Origin of the sequence: Chryseolinea lacunae (genome assembly GCF_016735595.1) — a bacterium.
Lineage (GTDB): Bacteria > Bacteroidota > Bacteroidia > Cytophagales > Cyclobacteriaceae > Chryseolinea > Chryseolinea lacunae.
In genome coordinates, this window is sequence record NZ_JAERRB010000001.1 from 1,408,882 (window position 1) to 1,427,242 (window position 18,361).

Annotated in this window: 17 protein-coding genes; 13 read left to right on the top strand and 4 right to left on the bottom strand. The window is 48.2% G+C overall.

The window, feature by feature from the left end:
• Positions 1-326: 326 nt before the first annotated feature.
• The gene (locus JI741_RS05665; protein WP_202008019.1) at positions 327-1,640 is read right to left on the bottom strand and encodes a cytochrome P450; all 1,314 of its coding nucleotides are present in this window, start codon (positions 1,638-1,640) and stop codon (positions 327-329) included.
• Between the two features lie 233 nt (positions 1,641-1,873).
• On the opposite strand from JI741_RS05665, the gene JI741_RS05670 reads away from it, so the two are divergent.
• The 6 genes from JI741_RS05670 (at position 1,874) to JI741_RS05695 (ending at position 8,775) form a co-directional block, all read left to right on the top strand.
• A complete protein-coding gene (locus tag JI741_RS05670; protein ID WP_202008020.1) occupies positions 1,874-2,359 on the top strand; it encodes a hypothetical protein in 486 nt (161 codons plus the stop codon).
• Between the two features lie 163 nt (positions 2,360-2,522).
• The gene (locus tag JI741_RS05675; protein WP_202008021.1) at positions 2,523-2,705 is read left to right on the top strand and encodes a hypothetical protein; all 183 of its coding nucleotides are present in this window, start codon (positions 2,523-2,525) and stop codon (positions 2,703-2,705) included.
• A 127-nt stretch (positions 2,706-2,832) separates the two neighbouring features.
• The gene (locus tag JI741_RS05680) at positions 2,833-3,216 is read left to right on the top strand and encodes a hypothetical protein (RefSeq protein ID WP_202008022.1); all 384 of its coding nucleotides are present in this window, start codon (positions 2,833-2,835) and stop codon (positions 3,214-3,216) included.
• A 170-nt stretch (positions 3,217-3,386) separates the two neighbouring features.
• Positions 3,387-4,937, top strand: a complete 1,551-nt coding sequence (locus tag JI741_RS05685; RefSeq protein ID WP_255534510.1) for a SulP family inorganic anion transporter — start codon at positions 3,387-3,389, stop codon at positions 4,935-4,937.
• Between the two features lie 421 nt (positions 4,938-5,358).
• The gene (locus JI741_RS05690) at positions 5,359-6,231 is read left to right on the top strand and encodes a hypothetical protein (protein WP_202008024.1); all 873 of its coding nucleotides are present in this window, start codon (positions 5,359-5,361) and stop codon (positions 6,229-6,231) included.
• Positions 6,232-6,327: 96 nt separating this feature from the next.
• Positions 6,328-8,775: an ABC transporter permease gene (locus tag JI741_RS05695; RefSeq protein ID WP_202008025.1), complete on the top strand. Its 2,448-nt coding sequence runs from the start codon at positions 6,328-6,330 to the stop codon at positions 8,773-8,775.
• Between the two features lie 244 nt (positions 8,776-9,019).
• On the opposite strand, the gene JI741_RS05700 is transcribed toward JI741_RS05695, so the two are convergent.
• Together JI741_RS05700 and rnk are read right to left on the bottom strand one after the other, a co-directional pair.
• Positions 9,020-9,619, bottom strand: coding sequence for a nucleoside deaminase (locus JI741_RS05700; RefSeq protein ID WP_202008026.1), 600 nt, complete (start codon positions 9,617-9,619; stop codon positions 9,020-9,022).
• Positions 9,616-10,026, bottom strand: coding sequence for a nucleoside diphosphate kinase regulator (rnk, locus tag JI741_RS05705; RefSeq protein WP_202008027.1), 411 nt, complete (start codon positions 10,024-10,026; stop codon positions 9,616-9,618). Before rnk ends, JI741_RS05700 begins: the two co-directional genes overlap by 4 nt.
• A gap of 202 nt (positions 10,027-10,228) precedes the next feature.
• Here rnk and JI741_RS05710 point away from each other — a divergent pair, with 202 nt between their 5' ends.
• Together JI741_RS05710 and JI741_RS05715 are read left to right on the top strand one after the other, a co-directional pair.
• Positions 10,229-11,338: a sensor histidine kinase gene (locus JI741_RS05710; RefSeq protein WP_202008028.1), complete on the top strand. Its 1,110-nt coding sequence runs from the start codon at positions 10,229-10,231 to the stop codon at positions 11,336-11,338.
• Between the two features lies 1 nt (position 11,339).
• Positions 11,340-12,677, top strand: coding sequence for a sigma-54-dependent transcriptional regulator (locus JI741_RS05715; protein WP_202008029.1), 1,338 nt, complete (start codon positions 11,340-11,342; stop codon positions 12,675-12,677).
• Here JI741_RS05715 and JI741_RS32445 read toward each other — a convergent pair.
• Positions 12,657-13,013 (bottom strand): hypothetical protein, encoded by a 357-nt coding sequence (locus JI741_RS32445; protein WP_236675876.1) that lies wholly within the window; start codon positions 13,011-13,013, stop codon positions 12,657-12,659. The two genes, JI741_RS05715 and JI741_RS32445, sit on opposite strands and share 21 nt — an antisense overlap.
• Before the next feature lie 70 nt (positions 13,014-13,083).
• Here JI741_RS32445 and JI741_RS05720 point away from each other — a divergent pair, with 70 nt between their 5' ends.
• The 5 genes from JI741_RS05720 to fusA all read left to right on the top strand — a co-directional run bounded on the left by JI741_RS05720 (position 13,084) and on the right by fusA (position 18,361).
• Positions 13,084-13,482 carry a toxin-antitoxin system YwqK family antitoxin gene (locus JI741_RS05720; RefSeq protein WP_202008030.1) on the top strand — a complete coding sequence of 133 codons (399 nt, stop codon included), beginning with the start codon at positions 13,084-13,086 and terminating at the stop codon, positions 13,480-13,482.
• 200 nt (positions 13,483-13,682) lie between these two features.
• Positions 13,683-14,594: a TerC family protein gene (locus JI741_RS05725; protein WP_202008031.1), complete on the top strand. Its 912-nt coding sequence runs from the start codon at positions 13,683-13,685 to the stop codon at positions 14,592-14,594.
• Positions 14,595-14,806: 212 nt separating this feature from the next.
• A complete protein-coding gene (locus JI741_RS05730; RefSeq protein WP_202008032.1) occupies positions 14,807-15,739 on the top strand; it encodes a hypothetical protein in 933 nt (310 codons plus the stop codon).
• Positions 15,740-15,901: 162 nt separating this feature from the next.
• A complete protein-coding gene (locus JI741_RS32745) occupies positions 15,902-16,024 on the top strand; it encodes a hypothetical protein (protein WP_255534511.1) in 123 nt (40 codons plus the stop codon).
• 255 nt (positions 16,025-16,279) lie between these two features.
• Positions 16,280-18,361 (top strand): elongation factor G, encoded by a 2,082-nt coding sequence (fusA, locus tag JI741_RS05735; RefSeq protein ID WP_202008033.1) that lies wholly within the window; start codon positions 16,280-16,282, stop codon positions 18,359-18,361.

Consider the following 18,361-nt stretch of genomic DNA (forward strand, 5'->3'; position numbering starts at 1 on the left):
CTACACTGGATTTTCTACTGTGAGTTCGTGGAGCAGGCGTGGCTCTGGCACGCGCACATATTATGGACTTCGCTCCGTTTGCAAAGATTGTGCGAAATCGATTGAGATAGTAGGCATCGTAGACAAAAATGGCATCAGCGAGACAATCTACGGACAGACCGCAAAGTGGTATAAAGTTGACTATAGGGGAACGACAGGTTGGCTATGGAGTGGCTAACTTAAAATACAATAGATGATCCCGACAGCGCCCCAAGATTTTGAAAGACTCCAGTCCATAGTAGCGATCTTCAACTTCCCCTACCTCGGCTCCTTCATTGACAGCACCACTAACCCACCTTCGTCACCTTCAACATCACTTTATCCGGACGCAGCGTAACCAACGGCTTCATCGTTGGTTCTGCGTTGCCCGGTGCAACATGAAACATTTGGATGAACGACTGCAAGAAGATGACCATCTCTGCCATGGCAAAATTGTTGCCGATGCAGAGGCGTGGGCCTGCTCCGAATGGATAGTATATTTTCTTTATGTCCTGGGTATGCTCTTTTGAAAACCGGGAGGGCTTGAATGACAAGGCATCGCCCCATTCGTTTGGGTCGCGATGCAGTCCGTAGTAGAAGATGACGATCACCGTTCCTTTTGGAATTGAAAAATCGGCATACTCATCGTCTTCCAGTGCCACCCGGTCGCTGATCCACGCGGGTGGATACAGGCGCATGCTTTCTTTGATCACATTGTTCAACGCTTCGTTGCCAACGATCTGCTGCAATTCGAGAGACCGCGATGCTTCTTTTGCAATCTGCAATTCATCAGGATGCTGAGCCAGCAGGTATAACGACCACGACAGTGCATTGGCAGTGGTTTCATGCCCTGCAATCAGAATAATTAAGATTTCGTCGATGACCTGCTCTTCGGTCATGGGTTGACCACTTTCTTCGTAACGCGCTTCGAGCAGCATGTCAAGCAGGTCGTTGTGCCGACCTTTGTCGTGTTGACGCTGCCGGATAAGCGAGCGGATCACGTCCCGGGCGCCGGCGGCCTTGTCGAGATTTTCTTGCAGTTCGCCAGACAGCCGAAACCACCAGCGTTTATGTGGATTGCGCACTTCTCTCATCACATACTCCTGCACATCGCTGATGAAGCTGGCCAGCTTTTGCCGCTGCGCTGTCGGCACGTCGACCGTGAACAACGTGTTGATTACGATGTCGAAGGCGAGCTTGTGCATGAGTGGGTATACGTCCACATGGCCCGTGGGGACGGTTGACAGAAACTCGTCGATCGTGTTTTTTATGATCGCATAGAGCGCATGTATTTTTTCGGCGTGAAACCCCGGCTGAATTAGTCTCCGTTGTTTCAGCCAATAGTCGCCGTTGACGGTGAGCAAACCCTTGCCCAGAAATTTGCCGAGGTATTCCGTCTGTATTTGTGACTTGTGATAGTTACGATGATTCGATTTCAGAACATGCTCTATCAACCCGCCATCCTGTGTTGCAATGAGGCGCATCATGCCGAGGTTGACCGTATAGGTTCCGTTGAATCGGGTCATACTTTCCACCATGGCGCCGATGGGATTTTTGGCCTGCTTGTAGGTGCGCACCATCGATGGAAAAAATGAGTAGCCCGGTGGAATGGATTTATTCATGACTCGTAGACTTGCCTGTGAAGTTACCATTTTTTTGACCGGGCGACGCAGGATGCCAAAACTCTTTCAAAAGAACGTTTCCCCGGAAATAGGTGCCCAGCCCATTTCATTGAAGTCTGGCAAGCTCGATTTTCTTAAAAATCCATCCTCCCTCACGGATGGGCTGGGTGTATCCATAGCTACTTATCGAATAATATTTATATTTGTTTATAGCTAAAACTTTGCCTGACCCTATGAAAACGACCCCTTCTCTTCTACTCCTTCTTCTTGTGAGCATCCTGTCTTCCTGCAGTTTCAGCGCAGGCACGAATAAAGATTTTAAAACCGGACTATCGTATTCCTACAATGGCTTCGGACTGGATCAGGTCTACTTTGTTGGACCGGAAGATAAAATACAAACCGATAACAAAGTTGACCTGAATTCGAAAGTAGCAATTGTGGTAGAGGGCCTGAGAAACTATGCGTTAAAAGATGACAAAGCCTCGCCGGGTCTTAAGCTTGCCGTAACTGACAAAGAAGGAAAATTCATTATCAATGAAGCCGATCTCTTCGCGGGCGGCGAGGGATACACGCCTGAGCAGGCTTCTGTTTTGAGAGGAACGGTGACCGTGGGCAGCCCTATGCAATCCGGCGAAAAGTACAAAATCAACATGAAGGTCTGGGACAAAAACAAACCCGAAAATGAATTTACAGCCGAGGTCGAAATAGACGTGAAGTAAGTTTCACAGTGAATCTATTTCTAAAAACCTACCCTATGCTGTCGGCAATGGTACTTAGAAAATATTCAAAGCCATGGCAGCAAATAGCACGGAAATGATCACATTTGCGCCAATGGCAATTTCCGCCAGGGACATTAATGAGCATGTAGTACAACATTAGTTTATGGAAAAGAAAAAAACACTTTCGTTTACGTTTGGCATCGTCGCCATCATTTTAGGCGTCACATTGTTTAAGCAATTTGACTTTGAAAATCTTAAATTTCAAAAAACAGGATTGGCGATTGTTTACTCCATTGCGTTTATAATTTCCATTTATGTGCTCGTGAAGAACTCTAAAACCAAATAGCAGCACGCAGCATCGGCCTGACAGGATGACGACGACCGAAGTGCATCGCGCAAACCTTGTGCATGATTTAGTTTTAAACTCCATACTGTTGTATCGATGGACTACCAGGGCATTTAACCGGGGAACAATGGAAAAATCAAGATCAATTGCTGGCATTGCGGGCCCAACGTTAGTCGTCATGGTTTTGGCTGAATTAAAAATGTGGAATCCCACGCTTTACGATTCACAAATCACGCCTTTGGTATATCTATCAGGCGTTCTTTTTTTTGTTGCTGGCCTTGCCATCGTCCGCAGTCATTCCATTTGGACGGTGGGCTGGCAAACCAGTTTAACGATTCTTGGATGGCTTGCCATTCTATTGGGCATGGCACGGATGTTTTTTCCGGAGCTTTACAAATCTCAATTTAAAAATGATGGCTTCACGTTTGCGATCGAACTACTACTGATTGGCTTTGGTGTGTTCCTAACCTTCAAGGCCTACTCCCCTCTGTCAAAAGCTAACCAAAAGTGACTCACGCCGGCATGGGTGGCCGGACGCGCCCCATTGGCAAATTCACAAATAGCGGGTGCACTTTTTTCGCATTGAGCAGCCATAATTAGCCAAAGGCTGATTTTAATCAGGAAAAAACAAGAGCCTTGTCACCTTCCGATCGCTGCATCAACGGTAGATTTGGCCGCGTCATGAGTCCTCTTCAAAAGCACAATCTCTATTCAATCGCATTTCTCAAAAATGATTTCAAGGCAAGCATCACGGTCTTCTTTGTGGCCTTGCCGCTATGCCTGGGCATATCACTGGCTTCGGGTGCTCCCCTCTATTCCGGTCTTCTGGCGGGCGTCATCGGTGGAATGATTATCCCCCTGATCAGTAAGTCAACGCTAAGCGTTAGCGGTCCGGCCGCCGGGCTTACGGCGATTTGCGCGATGGCCATTGTGTCGCTGGGATCTGTCGAGAAATTCTTTCTGTCGGTGGCCATTGCCGGGTTGCTGCAAATTCTTTTGGGCGTTCTTCGGCTTGGAGGGTTTACCCATTTCATTCCCTCGGCGGTAATTAAAGGTATGCTGGCCGCCATCGGCATCATTTTAATTTTCAAGCAAATGCCCTTGATCATCGGCTATGACAAACCTGATTTTTGGAAAGAAGAACTTTTCAATCTGATCACCTTTCGCGGGTTTGATATGAGCGGACTGTCGGAAAAGGTATCGGCGGGAGCCATACTAATTGCCTGCTTCTCGCTGCTGTTTCTCATCGCCTGGAAAAAGTGGATGGCTCCCCGCCTTGTCTTCTTGCCCACATCGTTTGTTACGGTATTGGCCGGAGCGCTGCTCGCGTTTGTTTTTCAGAAATATGTACCCGCCCTCAGCCTTACTTCCTCACAATTTGTGTTGCTGCCCGCCGACGGTTTTGCTGAACCAAAAATCCCAGAGTTTTCCGCTCTGTTTAGCAACAGCCAGATATGGAAAAGTGCAGTGGTCATTGGCTTGGTTGCTACGCTGGAAACATTGCTGAGCATTGAAGCGATCGACAAACTCGATCCATCCAACCGAATCACACCCCAAAATCGTGAACTGGTTGCACAAGGATTTGCCAATTTCGCCAGTGGTGTTTTGGGGGGCTTGCCCATCACCTCTGTCATTGTCAGGAGCGCCGCCAATGCAGAGGCCGGTGCCAAGACCAGGCTGTCTGCATTTCTTCATGGTGTCTGGTTGTTGCTTACTGCACTGTTCGCTGCGTCATTAGTACAATTCATTCCGTATTGTGTACTGGCAGTCATACTCATGCGCACCGGCTACAACCTGGCACGGCCGGCAATGATTATTGGAGTCTATAAACAGGGACGCGAGCAGTTCCTTCCTTTTGTTGTCACCATTGCGGCAATCCTGTCCACTGATCTGCTCATCGGCGTAGTGATAGGAGTTGCTTACGCTATCTATTTCCTGGTCAAACACACCTATCGCGCAGGCTACACCGTGCAGGAGCGGCAAGACGGAAGCATCCGCCAGTTCACCATCGACCTTGCATTGAATGTGAGTTTTTTGAATAAGAAAAGATTTATGGAACTCCTGGAGCGTATTCCGGAGCATTCGCTGGTAGAGATCAACGGCACACGCAGCGTTTATATTGACCACGATGTTTTGGAAATACTGCATGCCTTCAAGGTAAAAGCCGCAGACCGGCACATTCAGTTGGTTGTGAAAGGCCTCCCGGAAACAGAGGTGATCGCTATTCACTAACCGGCCTAAGAACTCGTTTTCATGTTGCCCAGACCAGACCATCAATTTTATCGCTCCTAACAAATTGGTTTGCTACCTCTGATGTGAGCATGACGGCAACGCGCTTCCACGTTCCTTTCGTTTTACCCAACATATGTGTTGTAGCGACGCAACACCGTCTGATCTTCCGCCCATAAATGAATGTCCCACGCCACACACTATCATACTGCCGGCGACGGTAGTGAAAAAAAATCAAGCTCCCTTGTCGGTCAAAATAGGCATTGCGAAATCGAAAATTAATTTTCACAAGATGCGCCTTGACCGAAGGTAAAATCATACCGGACTATAGGGATCTCAGGAGCCATAACGAAAATTTAATTTAAGTATGCCGTTTCGATGAAGTGGTCAATGATTATCTTAGGTAAACATAACCCTCTCTTCTATGAAAACACTCAACTCCCTCGCCGGTGTGCTCATCTTTGCATGCCTGTTTCTCTCCTCCTGTTTTGGCCCTGGTCCATCGCCAAAAAAACTCCGCATCAAAACCATGGAATGGGGCGGCATTCTTTATCGTGCGCAATACGATCCCTATGGAACGCTTACCCAACTGAAAGCTGCCGACCGCGACATCCATTTCTCCTATGATGAGAATCAAAAACTCTACAGCGCTGACATTGTCCTTCACGGTCAGTCTACGCCAGAAGCTCACCTCGATTTTTCGCAGGGGCCATGGGGCATTTCGAAGATCAGAACCTCGCAGGCATCTTATGCGGATATTGCCCAGCCCAATCGCGTTGACATTATAAATTACCTGACACCCACAAAGCTATCGTCGTTTACCTATCAGGAATGGGGCACCGACCTGGATGGAAATCCTTATGTGGTGTTCGAGCTCGACCGCAGGTTTGTCTATCAAGGCAACAATGTGGCCCGCGTCTATAGTGTTCCCACGTTCACCGAATTTACCGGTTCGGAATACGATCACAAGATTAACCCTTTCATGATCCTCGCCGATGCCGTTAACAATCCGGCCTTCTTTCCCTTGGGCGGTTTTTCCAATTTTCCGGGAGGAAGTTATAGCATCCCGTTGATCAGTACATTCTCGGAAAACAATCCGCTAAAAGGTGTCTATCAAATCGTGGACGCGCCCATCACGGCCACAACCCATGCCTTCAGCTATACGTATGACGGAAACCTCGTCAAAAAGATCGTTTGGAATTCAACCTACCTGGGCGACCCCACCGTGATTAACATATTCAAATTCGAATATGAATGGGCGATCTGCAGGCCGCGTGAGCACCATGGTCATGAGTAAGTGATTTCCACTACAGCATCCTTAAGCGGGTGTTGACATCAGAAGGGTAGCAGATCTGGAGCTATCGGCGAACCATCGTTTTCCAGCCTATGCTCTATGCAGCAGAAAGCCAAAAAAAATGTAACTTCAACATCAAACACTTCATTTATGTTGACTGCACTCCCACCCTTCCTAAGGAATCTTCTCCGGGACAAATTTTTCGCTTTCCTGAACATCCTGGGTTTGACATTAGGGATAACGACGGGAATAATCATGCTACTGATCTGGCAGCATGAGATCGACTATGATAAACACTTTCCGTTACATGAGCGTATCTATCGCGTTGGTGGTGATCAGAAGCAGACGGGACTCTTCTTGCACACGGCACAAAACTCGCCTGCCCTGGGTGTTGTGCTGCCGCTTGAAATGCCGGAAGTCGTGTCGTCAGTAACATTGCTGCCGCTTCCTCCAACACTTGTTTCGAATGGTGTTGCGTCTGCTGAAAAAAGCTTTTATGAAACGGGGCTCGTCATGGCAGACTTGCCCTATTTTTCTGTCTTCCGGCATTCGTTTATCGTCGGCGATGCAACGAGTTGTCTTGCCGAGGTCAACTCCATTGTGCTGACGGAAAGGATGGCAAAAAAGTATTTTGGTGGCACCGAATCTGCCATCAACAGCATGCTTATCGTTGATGGAACATCGCGAATTGTGTCTGCTGTTATCCGCGATCAGCCCGACAACACGCACGTCAAATTCGACCTGCTCATACCACTGCCTCAAACAAAGATAGCCGACATTGTATCGGAAGATTTTTGGAATCCTAATGCGTACGTATACATTTTAGTTCATGAGGGATTTGATGTGCAGGCCTTTCATCAAAAGTTCGCCGCCATTTACCGTAAATATTTTGAGCCGTTTGGTGTTTCCGTTGGTGGTGACTACAAGCCCATCCTTGAACCACTGGCCAGTATTCATTTGCATTCCGATCTGAACGACGATCTGCCGCGCGGAAATCTTTCCTATCTCTATAGTTTGTCCACCGTAGCACTGTTCCTGATTTTGCTTGCCGGGATAAATTACGTTAATCTCTCCACCGCAAAAGCCCTCCTTCGTGCGCAGAGCATCTCCATCAGAAAAATTATTGGCTCCAGCAGAAGGAAGATTGCCAGTGCCCTTCTTTTTGAATCTACGGCTGTGAGCCTGTGCAGTCTTGTCGTTTCAGGGCTTGTGGTCTACGCCGTGGTGACCCTTGGATTTGTAGAAACCACCTTAGGCATACCTCTAAAATTTGAGCCTGTTCAAAACACTACCCTGCTTGTAGGTTCCATCTCCTTAGCACTCCTTACAGGAATTTTATCAGGATTGTATCCGGCTATCTATTTATCGAGCATTCCCGCATTGTCGGGCTTGAAGGGAATATTAAAACACGGACGCTCGGCCTCTGCACTGCGTGGTGTGCTTGTGACCACACAATTGGCAGTCTCCGTTCTGGTGGTTATGTGCACGTGGCAAATGGGATCACAGATTGATTTTCTTCACCAGGCGGACCTTGGCTTTCAAAAAGACAACGTCATCATAGTTCCCTTACGCAGCGACAGTGTGACCAATAAAATTGAAGCGCTCAAAAATGATTTTACAAATCGTGCCGGAATAACTTCAATCACTACTTCATACCAGATAATGGGTTTTAACATGGCCGGGGTGTCGAACTGGATGGTCGAAACAAACACTGGCACGCGTCAGCAAGGATTTAATGTCGCCTATGTCGGAGACGATTTTGTTAAGACCATGGATATGAAAATCATCAAGGGACGGGATTTTGTGAACGGACAGGATTTCGAAAACGCATACCTGGTCAATGAAGCTGCCGTTAAAGCAATGGAATGCGGCGATGACGCTCTCGGCAAAAAGATCGCGTTTTTTCATGGCGAGTATCCGGGAACGGTTGTCGGTGTTCTCAAAGATTTTAACTTCCAGTCGTTGCATCAAAAAGTAGCACCCCTGATAATGGTTAAGCCAAGGTTCCAAGCGGGCATGCTCTATGTGAGAGTAGAACAAAGCCATGCCAAAGAAGCGCTTGCCTACATGGCAAAGCAATGGCCCCACTATGATCCCATCCACCCATTCGACTATTTCTTTCTTAACGATTCATTCAACGAGCAATACAACCACGACGAGAGTCTGCGCACCATAGTATCCTGGCTGTCCTACATCTGTATTGTTATATCGCTACTCGGCATTGTTGGATTGTCCACCTTCACGATATCTCTCCGGCTTAAGGAGATCGGGGTTCGTAAAGTTCTTGGTGCGTCAGTGTTCAGTATCATTTTCCTGGTTTCGAAACGGACGCTTCAGTTTACGGTGTTAGCCTGCATATTGGCAGCGCCCTTCACGTGGCTGATCATGGAGCACTGGAAAAGCAACTTTGCCTACCAGGCACCCTGGAGCTTTGCTGCTTTCCCGTTAATTGGCCTGGGGGCCGTGTTGATTGTCTTTTCTACCATTCTGATTTTCACCTTTCGGGCTGCAGAGTCGAATCCGGTAGACGTATTAAAGAACGACTAGCCTACTGTCCGTCTTGCCTCCCCGGGGCCCGCAACCATCGCTTCAATTCATCGTGCTCGGCGGGCGCCAGGTAGGCGAAGGTTTTTTTATACTCCTTTCTGAATAGCGTTCTACTGAAACTCATCTTCGACAAAATAATTTTACAATACTCCAACATGCTTTTCTTTAAGTCTTTCGTCCTCATTCCTGTTTCGTTTTATTAAAAGCTATTTCCTTTTGCGATAAGTTTCCCGCTGGCAACGCGCTATCGCTTTCTCCATCCATCGCCGGCAAACTTCTCAATGTCTGAAGGCTGCAACACCAGTTCCGGTATTGGCCGATAGGCATAGTCCTGGTTCAGGGCGTCATAGATTCTGCGGTAGGCAAGGCTTGCCGTCTTCCACTGCGTTGTGTCCGATGGTGCGTAGTAGACGATCCGTTCAACCTCTGCGAGGTAGAGCAATGCCAGACACATGGGGCAAGGTTTGATGCTCGTGTAGAGCACGCTGCCCTTCAATGTGGTTGTGCCGGTGTATTGACATGCCGCTTTCACGGCCTCCATCTCACCGTGGGCCGATGGATCGATGAGTTGTTTCGATCGGTCGTGCCCTTCGCCAATCACCGCTCCGTTTTTCACGACAAGACTTGTTGAAGGGGCTGCGTCGGCCGTCTGCGCCACTGCGGCACTCCCGCTCAAAATCTTTTTCATGAACGCATAGTCGTCTACGGTGGCACTGGCTTTCAGTTTTGCCAATCGCTGCTGCCGCCGGCCGTAGTGCTCCATCCGGGTTGCTGCGCGGTAGTTCACATAACCACCCAACAGCAGCAACGTCAGCAGGAGCAGTAGTTTGCCTATGGCTGTCATAATGAATAGTCGCCTACAGCTTCCGGCTGATACGTGACTTTTAAAATTTGAAATCTTCCTTGTCCAGCCGGCACTTTCCAGGACACAACATCGCCGGCCTGCATGCCCAACAACGCCGCGCCTACTGCAGAAAACACAGACACCCTTCGCTCGCGATGGTCGGCGTCTTGCGGATAGGTGATGGTTAGTTCCGTTTCACGCCCGGTCGACAAATCCTTTAGCAACACGCTGGAGTTCATGGTGACGACGCTCTCCGGAATTTCCTCGGGCAATACACGTTCTGCATCGCAGAGTGCGTGGAACAATTGCGCCAACATTTCCGGTGTCTTGCCCGTTTCGGTTGTGAAACCGATCAGACCAATGAGCCGGTGATAGTCTGTATCGGTGATTAACATTTTCTTTTCCATGACGATTCGGTTTACACAACGGCGTTGCAGTATCCGTGCCAGACAAAGGTGCCAATGGCGCGTCTATTTGAACTTGCCCGCGCACCGGCCTGGCCAAAAACTACCCACTGGGTAGAATCTACCCAGCGAACGCGTTAAACTCTTTGGCTCACTTAGTGCTTCACTCTTCATATCTTTACTGTTATTAAAAACGAGGCCGACCATGAATAGCACCGACATAAAACTGAAGGAAAGGGTTAAGGAGCTGAAATGTCTTTACGACTTATCTAAAATAGCCTGGGAGGCCGACAATGATCTGAACGCCATACTCACAAAGACACTCGCCATTCTTCCGCAGGCCATGCAGTATCCCGACCTGGCCGAAGTTTGCATTGTTGTGAACGAAACACGCTACGCTACCAAGGGATTTTCAAAGTGCCATCAGCCGATGACAACGGCCCTGGGAATGGGCAAGAAAAAATACGGAACGATCCAGATAGGCTATCGGGCTCCTCTGAAAAGCAAGAAAGCAAAGTATGTTTTCCTTGCCGAGGAGAACAATCTGGTGAGGATTGTTGCACGCGAGTTGTCGCTATTCGTTAAACGGGCCGCGATCGAGGAAGACAAGCAGAAACTGGAGATGCAGTTGCAACACTCCGAACGTCTTGCGTTTGTTGGCGAACTGTCGGCCGGCATTGCGCACGAACTGAACGAGCCCCTGGGAAGAATACTGGGTTTTGCACAATTGATACAAAAGACCGGTGCACTCGACGAACAAAACGGAAGCGACATCGAACGAATCATCAAAGCTTCGCTCTATACGCGCGAGATCATCAAGAAACTAATGATCTTTTCGCGGCAGATGCCCCGCCAGATCAATGCGGTGAACCTGAATGCAATCGTGTCTAATATTCTCTATTTTATCGACATCCGTTTTCAAAGCCGGGGCATAAAAATTGTGAAGAAACTTGATCCTCACCTTCCGCTTATCCAAGCCGATGAGGTGCAAATGAGCCAGGTGCTTGTTAACCTCATCACCAATGCGATTCATTCGTTGACGCACGGCGGCCAGATAACGGTCACGACCAAACGAAAAAAAGACCACGTAGGCCTGACCGTGAAAGACACGGGCACCGGCATGTTGCCGGAAGTGAGAAAAAAAATCTTTGAGCCCTTCTACTCCACCAAGCCGGTGGGGCAAGGCACAGGGCTGGGCCTTTCGGTGGTGCTGGGAATCGTGGAAGATCACAAGGGAAAGATTCTGGTGAGCAGCACGGTCGGCAAAGGTTCAAAATTTGAGGTATTGCTTCCGTTGAAACAGAATGGTAAATGACATGAAGAAAAAAGAGCTTGTTCCCATCAACGTATTGGTTGTAGATGATTCGCCAGAGAGCGTGGAGCTCATTAAGCGCAACCTGCAGTCGAAAGGCTATGCCATTTATACAGCCCACAATGTTCAGTCGGCCATCAAACTTTTAGGAAGCGTGGCGGTTGATTTGCTGATCACCGATCTGCAAATGCCGGGCGAAAACGGAATTGAGTTGGTGCGACATACGTCGGAAAATTATAAGAACATCGGCATTCTCGTGATCACGGGTTTTCCCTCCATTCAAGGTGCAGTTCAATCCATCAAGATCGGCGCAGAAGAATACCTCGTGAAGTCGTTTACCGATGAGGAGTTGTTCACAGCCGTGGAAAGAGTCTTGCAAAAGACGCACAGGCAAGCCAAGGCCTCGTCTAAACCGGCGATCCAAAACTTTGGAATCATTGGACATTCTGATGGCATGAAGAAAGTTTTTAACACCATCAACAAGGCTAAACCCACGCGCGCCACGGTGCTGATTCAAGGCGAGAGTGGCACGGGAAAAGAATTGGTGGCCCGCGCGCTGCACTATGGCGGCCAGGCTTCGGCTGCCCCCTTTGTGCCGGTGAACTGCGGCGGTATTCCCGACACCCTCCTGGAGAGCGAGCTCTTTGGCTATGTGAAAGGGGCCTTCACAGGCGCAACCGAAACCCGGGCCGGCTTCTTCCAAACCGCCGACGGCGGCACAATCTTTTTGGATGAGATCAGCAACACGAGTCTGGCCATGCAGGCAAAACTTTTGCGCGTGCTCCAGGAAAAGGAGTTCTATATGGTGGGCTCAAAAAAAACCCTCAACGTGAATGTGCGCGTGGTTGCCGCGACTAATGTTGACCTGATGCAGCTGGTGAAGAAAGGATTGTTTCGCGAGGATCTTTATTATCGCCTGAATATTATTTCCATCGATCTGCCGCCGCTGCGCGAACGGGGCGACGATCTGCTTGAGCTCATGGATTTTTTCTTGTCGAAATATGTTCATGAGCTTGGGAAACCACCCATGAAATTTTCGCCAAAAGCACTCCGGGCCATGCAAGCTTATGCGTGGCCGGGAAATGTGCGCGAGCTCCAGAACCTTATTCACCGCGTGGTAATTCTGGCCGAAGACAACACCATCGACATTCCCGACCTGCCCGAATCGTTTCGCTACTCGGGCGTCAGAGCAAAGGGGTTTGACCGGCCCCTGGAAGATGTGGAACGCGAATACATTCAGGATGCTTTGGCGGCTCACCAAAATAACATTTCAAAAACGGCCCTCGTGCTGGGCATTGACCGGAAGACTTTGCGCGATAAGCTAAAGAAATACAAGCTGTAAGGTTGGTGGTACAAAAAGTACCACTGGTTCAAATTTAACCACTGCGTTTGCACGCAGTGTGCCTTCCTTCCTTTGTTTCGCCGATTTATTCGTGGTATGCCTTTTGGATGGCATCGCCATAAAGGCACCCGTATGCTCACTGCTGATTGTCTGGAAACGCTTCTTCAAAATGAACTGCGCGGGCTTTGCCCCGATTGCATTTATGCAGAGAGCTGTTCCTATAGAAGGAGTACAGCGAAAACCATATTTCAGTGCGAGGTCTATGTGGCCGGCGGACAAACGAACATGCACACGCCTGCTGATGTTGCCCAGGGGCTTTGCAAGAGCTGTGTCCATGCGAAGGCATGCTGCTTGCCGGGGCGGCACGCCGGGGTGTTCCATTGTGAAGATTACGCATAGAAGAGTGATGACGGAAATTATTAACCACCTGTTCGGAAAAACGAAACCCAAACCCAAAGAAGGGCGATGGAAAGCGTTTAACCGCCGCGCCGTTCTGATTGCAGAAGGTTGTTACGTGCACAATCTGAAACATGGGCCTTGGCGCGAATATTATGATACGGGAGAATTGATGCTCGAAGAACATTATGAAAACGGTTTGCCGCATGGCCGGTATGCTTCTTACCATCCTTGTGGAGCACTGGTGAGCGAAGGTGTATATGTGCAAGGCAGTCGCGAAGGGTATTTTAAGATCTACACGAAAACAGGAAAACACATAAAGTCACTTCTTTTTATAAACAACGATCTAATAAACGAAGTCTATGTCGATAGCCCCACAGTCGAAACAGAACAAAGAAATGGAAGTTGACTATGTGTTGATTGCCATGGTTGTTATGTATTTTCTTGCTGTTTTGCTGCACGGGGTCTTGTGCTGTGAATGACACAGAACTTCCGCTTTATTTCACATCTTTTCCTGGCAGTGCCGGCAAATCAGGTGGCACCATCAAGATGTATACACCACCAACTGAACCTGGCAGACCCTTCATCCAAAATTAAACTGAATATTTCATGAGCGAAGAAACAATACTTTGGGGATCGTTCAGCCTGTTTGTGGTTGGCATGCTTGCGTTGGACCTGGGCGTCTTCCATCGAAAATCACATTCGGTGTCGATAAAAGAAGCCTTGACCTGGACCGCAGTGTGGATTGCGCTTGCCATGTTGTTCAACCTTTTTGTGTATTACTATTTTGACAAAGAAGAAGCGATCGAATTTTTCACGGCCTATGTGGTGGAGAAGTCGTTGAGCATTGACAATATTTTTGTGATCATCATGATCTTTTCATACTTCCGCGTACCCGATGCCTACCAGCACAAGGTTCTTTTCTGGGGAATATTCGGCGCATTGGTGATGCGGGTGATTTTTATCTTTGCGGGCATTGAGCTCATTCATAAGTTCCATTGGCTCATCTATGTTTTCGGAGGCTTTCTTATCGTGACCGGCGCGCGCATGATCTTTGGAGATGACAAGCCGATGAACCCGGAGAAGAACCCCGTTGTGAAATTGGTTAGGAAGATATTTCCCGTGACAGACTCCTTTGAAGGAGACAAGTTCTTTGTGAAACGCGACCACAAACTTTGGGCAACACCCCTCTTTATTGTGGTTATGCTGATCGAAGCCACCGACCTGATCTTTGCCGTGGATTCGATTCCCGCCATCATTTCCATCTCCGAAAATCCTTTTATTGTCTATACGTCAAACGTCTTTGCCATATTGGGTCTTCGCTCCCTGTATTTTGCGCTGGCCGGAATTGAAAAGTATTTTGCATACTTGAAGTATGGCCTTGCCACGATTCTTGCGTTTGTCGGCTTCAAAATGCTGATCGCCGATTTCTACAAAATTCCTATTGAAATATCGTTGATCATCATTTCCTTCCTGTTGGTCATTTCGATGATTGCCTCGGTGCTGGTTAAAAAGAAATAGGCTGGACGACAGCATGTAGGTTTTTGGGCAAGACTGTCTTTTAATTGTGCTTCAATACCAATTAGTCTATGGACAGTAATGCCTAAATTTGAACCATTCTTTGACAGCAACCTGAACCTTAAAATTAGAGAGACAACGAGATCATGGGACTGAAGACAGCATTTGAAATCACGTGCACGCCATTTTATAAACTTTTCAAAACACTGACCACGGTGGTCATTTCCATTGCAGTCTTATCGGCAATCGGCGTCGGCTGTGGCCGGATTTCGGATGACAAATCGTTATCGCTCAACAACGAAAAGAGCGACAAACACATCAAGGTTCGGGGAACAAACATTCTGGTTGTGCCACCCGACAACTTCTCGGAAGCCAATATTTTTCAGGGCTACTACGACTTCAGCACAACCACTACCCTCAAGTTTTTTCAGGACCGGGAGCCAGTTCAGAAGAAGATAAAAAAATATGACGAGGTCCTCATCAGTCCAAAAGACCTGATCAGCCGGCAGCCGATGACCGTGAATGGTTATGACGGTCTGTATATCGTGGCGCGTGATGGCGAATCGTATAAAAAACATTTTCTTTTTTTCGGCGATGATGACGTCACAGTTACCGTCATTGGGCAGCACCTGCCCTCCGACTCCGTTATGGAGAAACGGATAACGACCGCCATGTTTTCCGTTGTTCTTCAAGATGAGGCCATTCCAGATCCGCGAGACGATGCGGACTTCAAAATTGAAACCGACGATGATCAATTAACGTTTGACCGCCTTCTCAATGGCATGCTGTTATATAAAGGTGCCGGACAAAACTCATCTTCAGACCTCGCGCTGGTGGTAGCCCGCAGAATAGGAGCCACCAATGCCGCAGATCGCCAAGCTGTTGTGGAGCGATACCTGAATACCGAACTGTATCATCAGCATATTCAGATCAAGCGTACCTCCCCTGTTGACATTGATGGCATGCCGGGCTACGAGATCATTGCCGAAGGAGTATCGGATGGCAATAACAAAAATGAGCTGATGTATCTCGTGATGCTGTTCGACCAGGAGGGTGATTATGTGATCTACGGCACCGCTACTGAAAAATTTAAGGAGAATGAAGCCATGTTCCAGGAGGTTGCCGGGACGTTTCAAAGGAAAAAGTAGTGGAGAAAGATGGATAAACCCCTTAGGTTGAACCCGCGCTGAACTCCAATCCGCCGGGAAACTCTCCTGATTTTTTCACTTGTTAAAAAAAAGGTTGTCCGGAAAAGTTTATATCAATCTTATTATTACTTTTGCCGTCAGTAAAGTTTAAGACTTAACGTCATGACAACAAACTTCAACATTCGAAACAACGCTGTAGGCAAAATGGCCATCAACGCTATTATTGCCAGTAGCCACATCGTCTTTATAGGAGATGGGGGGCGCAATATGTATCCGGAAGAATGAGGTAAGTGATCATGATTAAACATCATATCGAGCCTTTCTCATCCGGGAAAGGCTTTTTTGTTGCCTCCCCTTTGAGCGTAATTCTTTAATTAACACAACATGATAAAACATCAGTTAAAAACTATAGTACGTGAAATGATAATGATGCCGGAGACATAGGCAACGGGTAAGACTGTGTGCTTACGAAAGCCTCTCCGGAACGAGAGGCTTTTTTTATTGCTTCACGTACAGATCAACACTTTAAATATTCTGAAAATGACAACGTTAAAAAACATAAGAAATATTGGAATCATGGCTCACGTAGACGCTGGAAAAACTACGGTCACTGAGCGCATACTGTATTACACAGGTGTGATTCATAAAATGGGCAATGTGGATGAAGGCAACACCATGATGGACACAGATCCACAAGAAGCCAAGAGAGGAATTACCATCTCTTCCGCTGCCATAACCACTTTCTGGGAAGTAGGTCAAACACGATACCAGGTCAACTTGATCGACACACCGGGTCACGTAGATTTTACTGCTGAAGTAGAGCGGTCACTTCGCGTGCTTGACGGAGCCGTGGCTGTGTTTTGTGCAAAGTCTGGTGTACAGCCTCAATCGGAAACGGTGTGGCATCAGGCCAATAAGTATAAAGTACCGCGCCTCATCATGGTAAACAAGATGGACCGGCAGGGCGCGGATTTCATCAGGGTGGTAAAGGAGATCAGGGAAAAGTTGGGCACGGTTGCAATACCAGTGCAATTGCCTATTGGCGTTGAAAATTCCTTTGCGGGAGTCATCGATCTCATCGGTTGGAAAGCACAGGTATGGAACAACGCCGATGGAAAATCCTTTGAAAGCACAGCCATACCCGACACGCTCCTTGAAGAGGCAACGTATTGGAGACAACACCTGCTGGAACAGCTCGCATTGGTTGACGAAGTCATCTTTGCGAAGTATACAACCTCTGAAATAGTAACGGAGGAAGAGATCAGACAGGCGTTACGTCAAGCAACACTGTCACTCCAACTTACTCCGGTTCTATGCGGAGCAGCCTTCAGAAACAAAGGCATGCAACCGCTACTGGATGCGATCGTCTCCTATCTGCCTTCACCGGCGGATATCGAAGAGATAAACGGAACGCATCCGGATAGTGGTGAAAGCATCACGAGAAAAACAAATGTCAGTGCGCCGTTTACAGGGCTTGTGTTCAAAGTCATCACGGATGATTATGTTGGCAAGCTTGTGTTGCTAAGGATCTATTCAGGCTCGATAAAGAGTGGCGATCAAATAAAGAACAGCCGCACCGGCAAGTCGATGCGTGTTAGTCGGCTACTCCGCGTTCTGTCTGACCGAATGGAGCCTTTGGAAACGCTACAAGCAGGCGACATCGGTGCTTTGGTAGGATTGAAAGATGCCAAGACAGGCGATTCGTTGTTTGTGCCTGACCATCCGATACGTCTGGAGAGTATGGATTTCCCTGCCCCGGTGATCGGCTACGCCATTGAAGCGAAGTCGGCAAAGGAATCCGGCAAGCTGAGCCAGTCATTGTCCAGGTTGTTGGATGAAGACCCTACGCTGCAGCTGGAAGTAGATTCGCAATCGGGCCAAACCATACTAAGAGGAATGGGCGAGCTTCACCTTGAAGTGGTCATGGAGAAACTCGCGACGGACTACGGTGTTGAGATCACAAAGGGGAAACCCCAGATTGCATACCGCGAAATGTTAACACAGCCGGTGTTGCACAGAGAGGTTTTTAAACGACAGAACGGAGGTAGTGGAAGTTTTGCCGAGATACACTTTGAGTTGCTTCCTGCCGCCAATGAAACGCACGGGTTGGACTTCGTCAACGATGTGAAAGGCGGAGCGATCCCCAGAGAATTCATTTCTTCGGTGAAGAAAGGTTTTGAGGAAGCGATGAAGAATGGAGTTTTGGCAGGATATCCGCTGGAGTCAATGCGGGTACGACTGTTCGACGGTAGCATCCACGATGAAGACTCTCACGCGCAGGATTTTGAACTGGTGGCTTCGTTAGGTTTCAAGCAGGCTGCAAAGAAAGCTTCGCCCAAACTTCTTGAACCCGTGATGCGCGTTGACATCGTCACTCCGGAAGAATACACCGGAGCGATAACCGGTGACCTCAACAGGAGACGCGGCATCATTCGCGAAATTGGCATCAAAGCCAATGCGCAATGGATTGATGCGGAAGTCCCGCTGGCTAACCTCTTTGGTTATGTAACGTCACTCCGAACGGTGTCGTCCGGACGGGCCTCTGCCTCACTCACGTTTTGCCGGTATCAACTGGTACCGGAAAATATTGCCGAAACGGTTTTAATCAAGACTGTGATGTGA

Bases quoted from the DNA above. Each gene is read 5' to 3' on its own strand.
- JI741_RS05665 (WP_202008019.1), bottom strand. From the start codon at position 1,640: ATGAATAAATCCATTCCACCGGGCTACTCATTTTTTCCATCGATGGTG.
- JI741_RS05670 (WP_202008020.1), top strand. From the start codon at position 1,874: ATGAAAACGACCCCTTCTCTTCTACTCCTTCTTCTTGTGAGCATCCTG.
- JI741_RS05675 (WP_202008021.1), top strand. From the start codon at position 2,523: ATGGAAAAGAAAAAAACACTTTCGTTTACGTTTGGCATCGTCGCCATC.
- JI741_RS05680 (WP_202008022.1), top strand. From the start codon at position 2,833: ATGGAAAAATCAAGATCAATTGCTGGCATTGCGGGCCCAACGTTAGTC.
- JI741_RS05685 (WP_255534510.1), top strand. From the start codon at position 3,387: ATGAGTCCTCTTCAAAAGCACAATCTCTATTCAATCGCATTTCTCAAA.
- JI741_RS05690 (WP_202008024.1), top strand. From the start codon at position 5,359: ATGAAAACACTCAACTCCCTCGCCGGTGTGCTCATCTTTGCATGCCTG.
- JI741_RS05695 (WP_202008025.1), top strand. From the start codon at position 6,328: ATGCAGCAGAAAGCCAAAAAAAATGTAACTTCAACATCAAACACTTCA.
- JI741_RS05700 (WP_202008026.1), bottom strand. From the start codon at position 9,619: ATGACAGCCATAGGCAAACTACTGCTCCTGCTGACGTTGCTGCTGTTG.
- rnk (WP_202008027.1), bottom strand. From the start codon at position 10,026: ATGGAAAAGAAAATGTTAATCACCGATACAGACTATCACCGGCTCATT.
- JI741_RS05710 (WP_202008028.1), top strand. From the start codon at position 10,229: ATGAATAGCACCGACATAAAACTGAAGGAAAGGGTTAAGGAGCTGAAA.
- JI741_RS05715 (WP_202008029.1), top strand. From the start codon at position 11,340: ATGAAGAAAAAAGAGCTTGTTCCCATCAACGTATTGGTTGTAGATGAT.
- JI741_RS32445 (WP_236675876.1), bottom strand. From the start codon at position 13,013: ATGGACACAGCTCTTGCAAAGCCCCTGGGCAACATCAGCAGGCGTGTG.
- JI741_RS05720 (WP_202008030.1), top strand. From the start codon at position 13,084: ATGACGGAAATTATTAACCACCTGTTCGGAAAAACGAAACCCAAACCC.
- JI741_RS05725 (WP_202008031.1), top strand. From the start codon at position 13,683: ATGAGCGAAGAAACAATACTTTGGGGATCGTTCAGCCTGTTTGTGGTT.
- JI741_RS32745 (WP_255534511.1), top strand. From the start codon at position 15,902: ATGACAACAAACTTCAACATTCGAAACAACGCTGTAGGCAAAATGGCC.
- fusA (WP_202008033.1), top strand. From the start codon at position 16,280: ATGACAACGTTAAAAAACATAAGAAATATTGGAATCATGGCTCACGTA.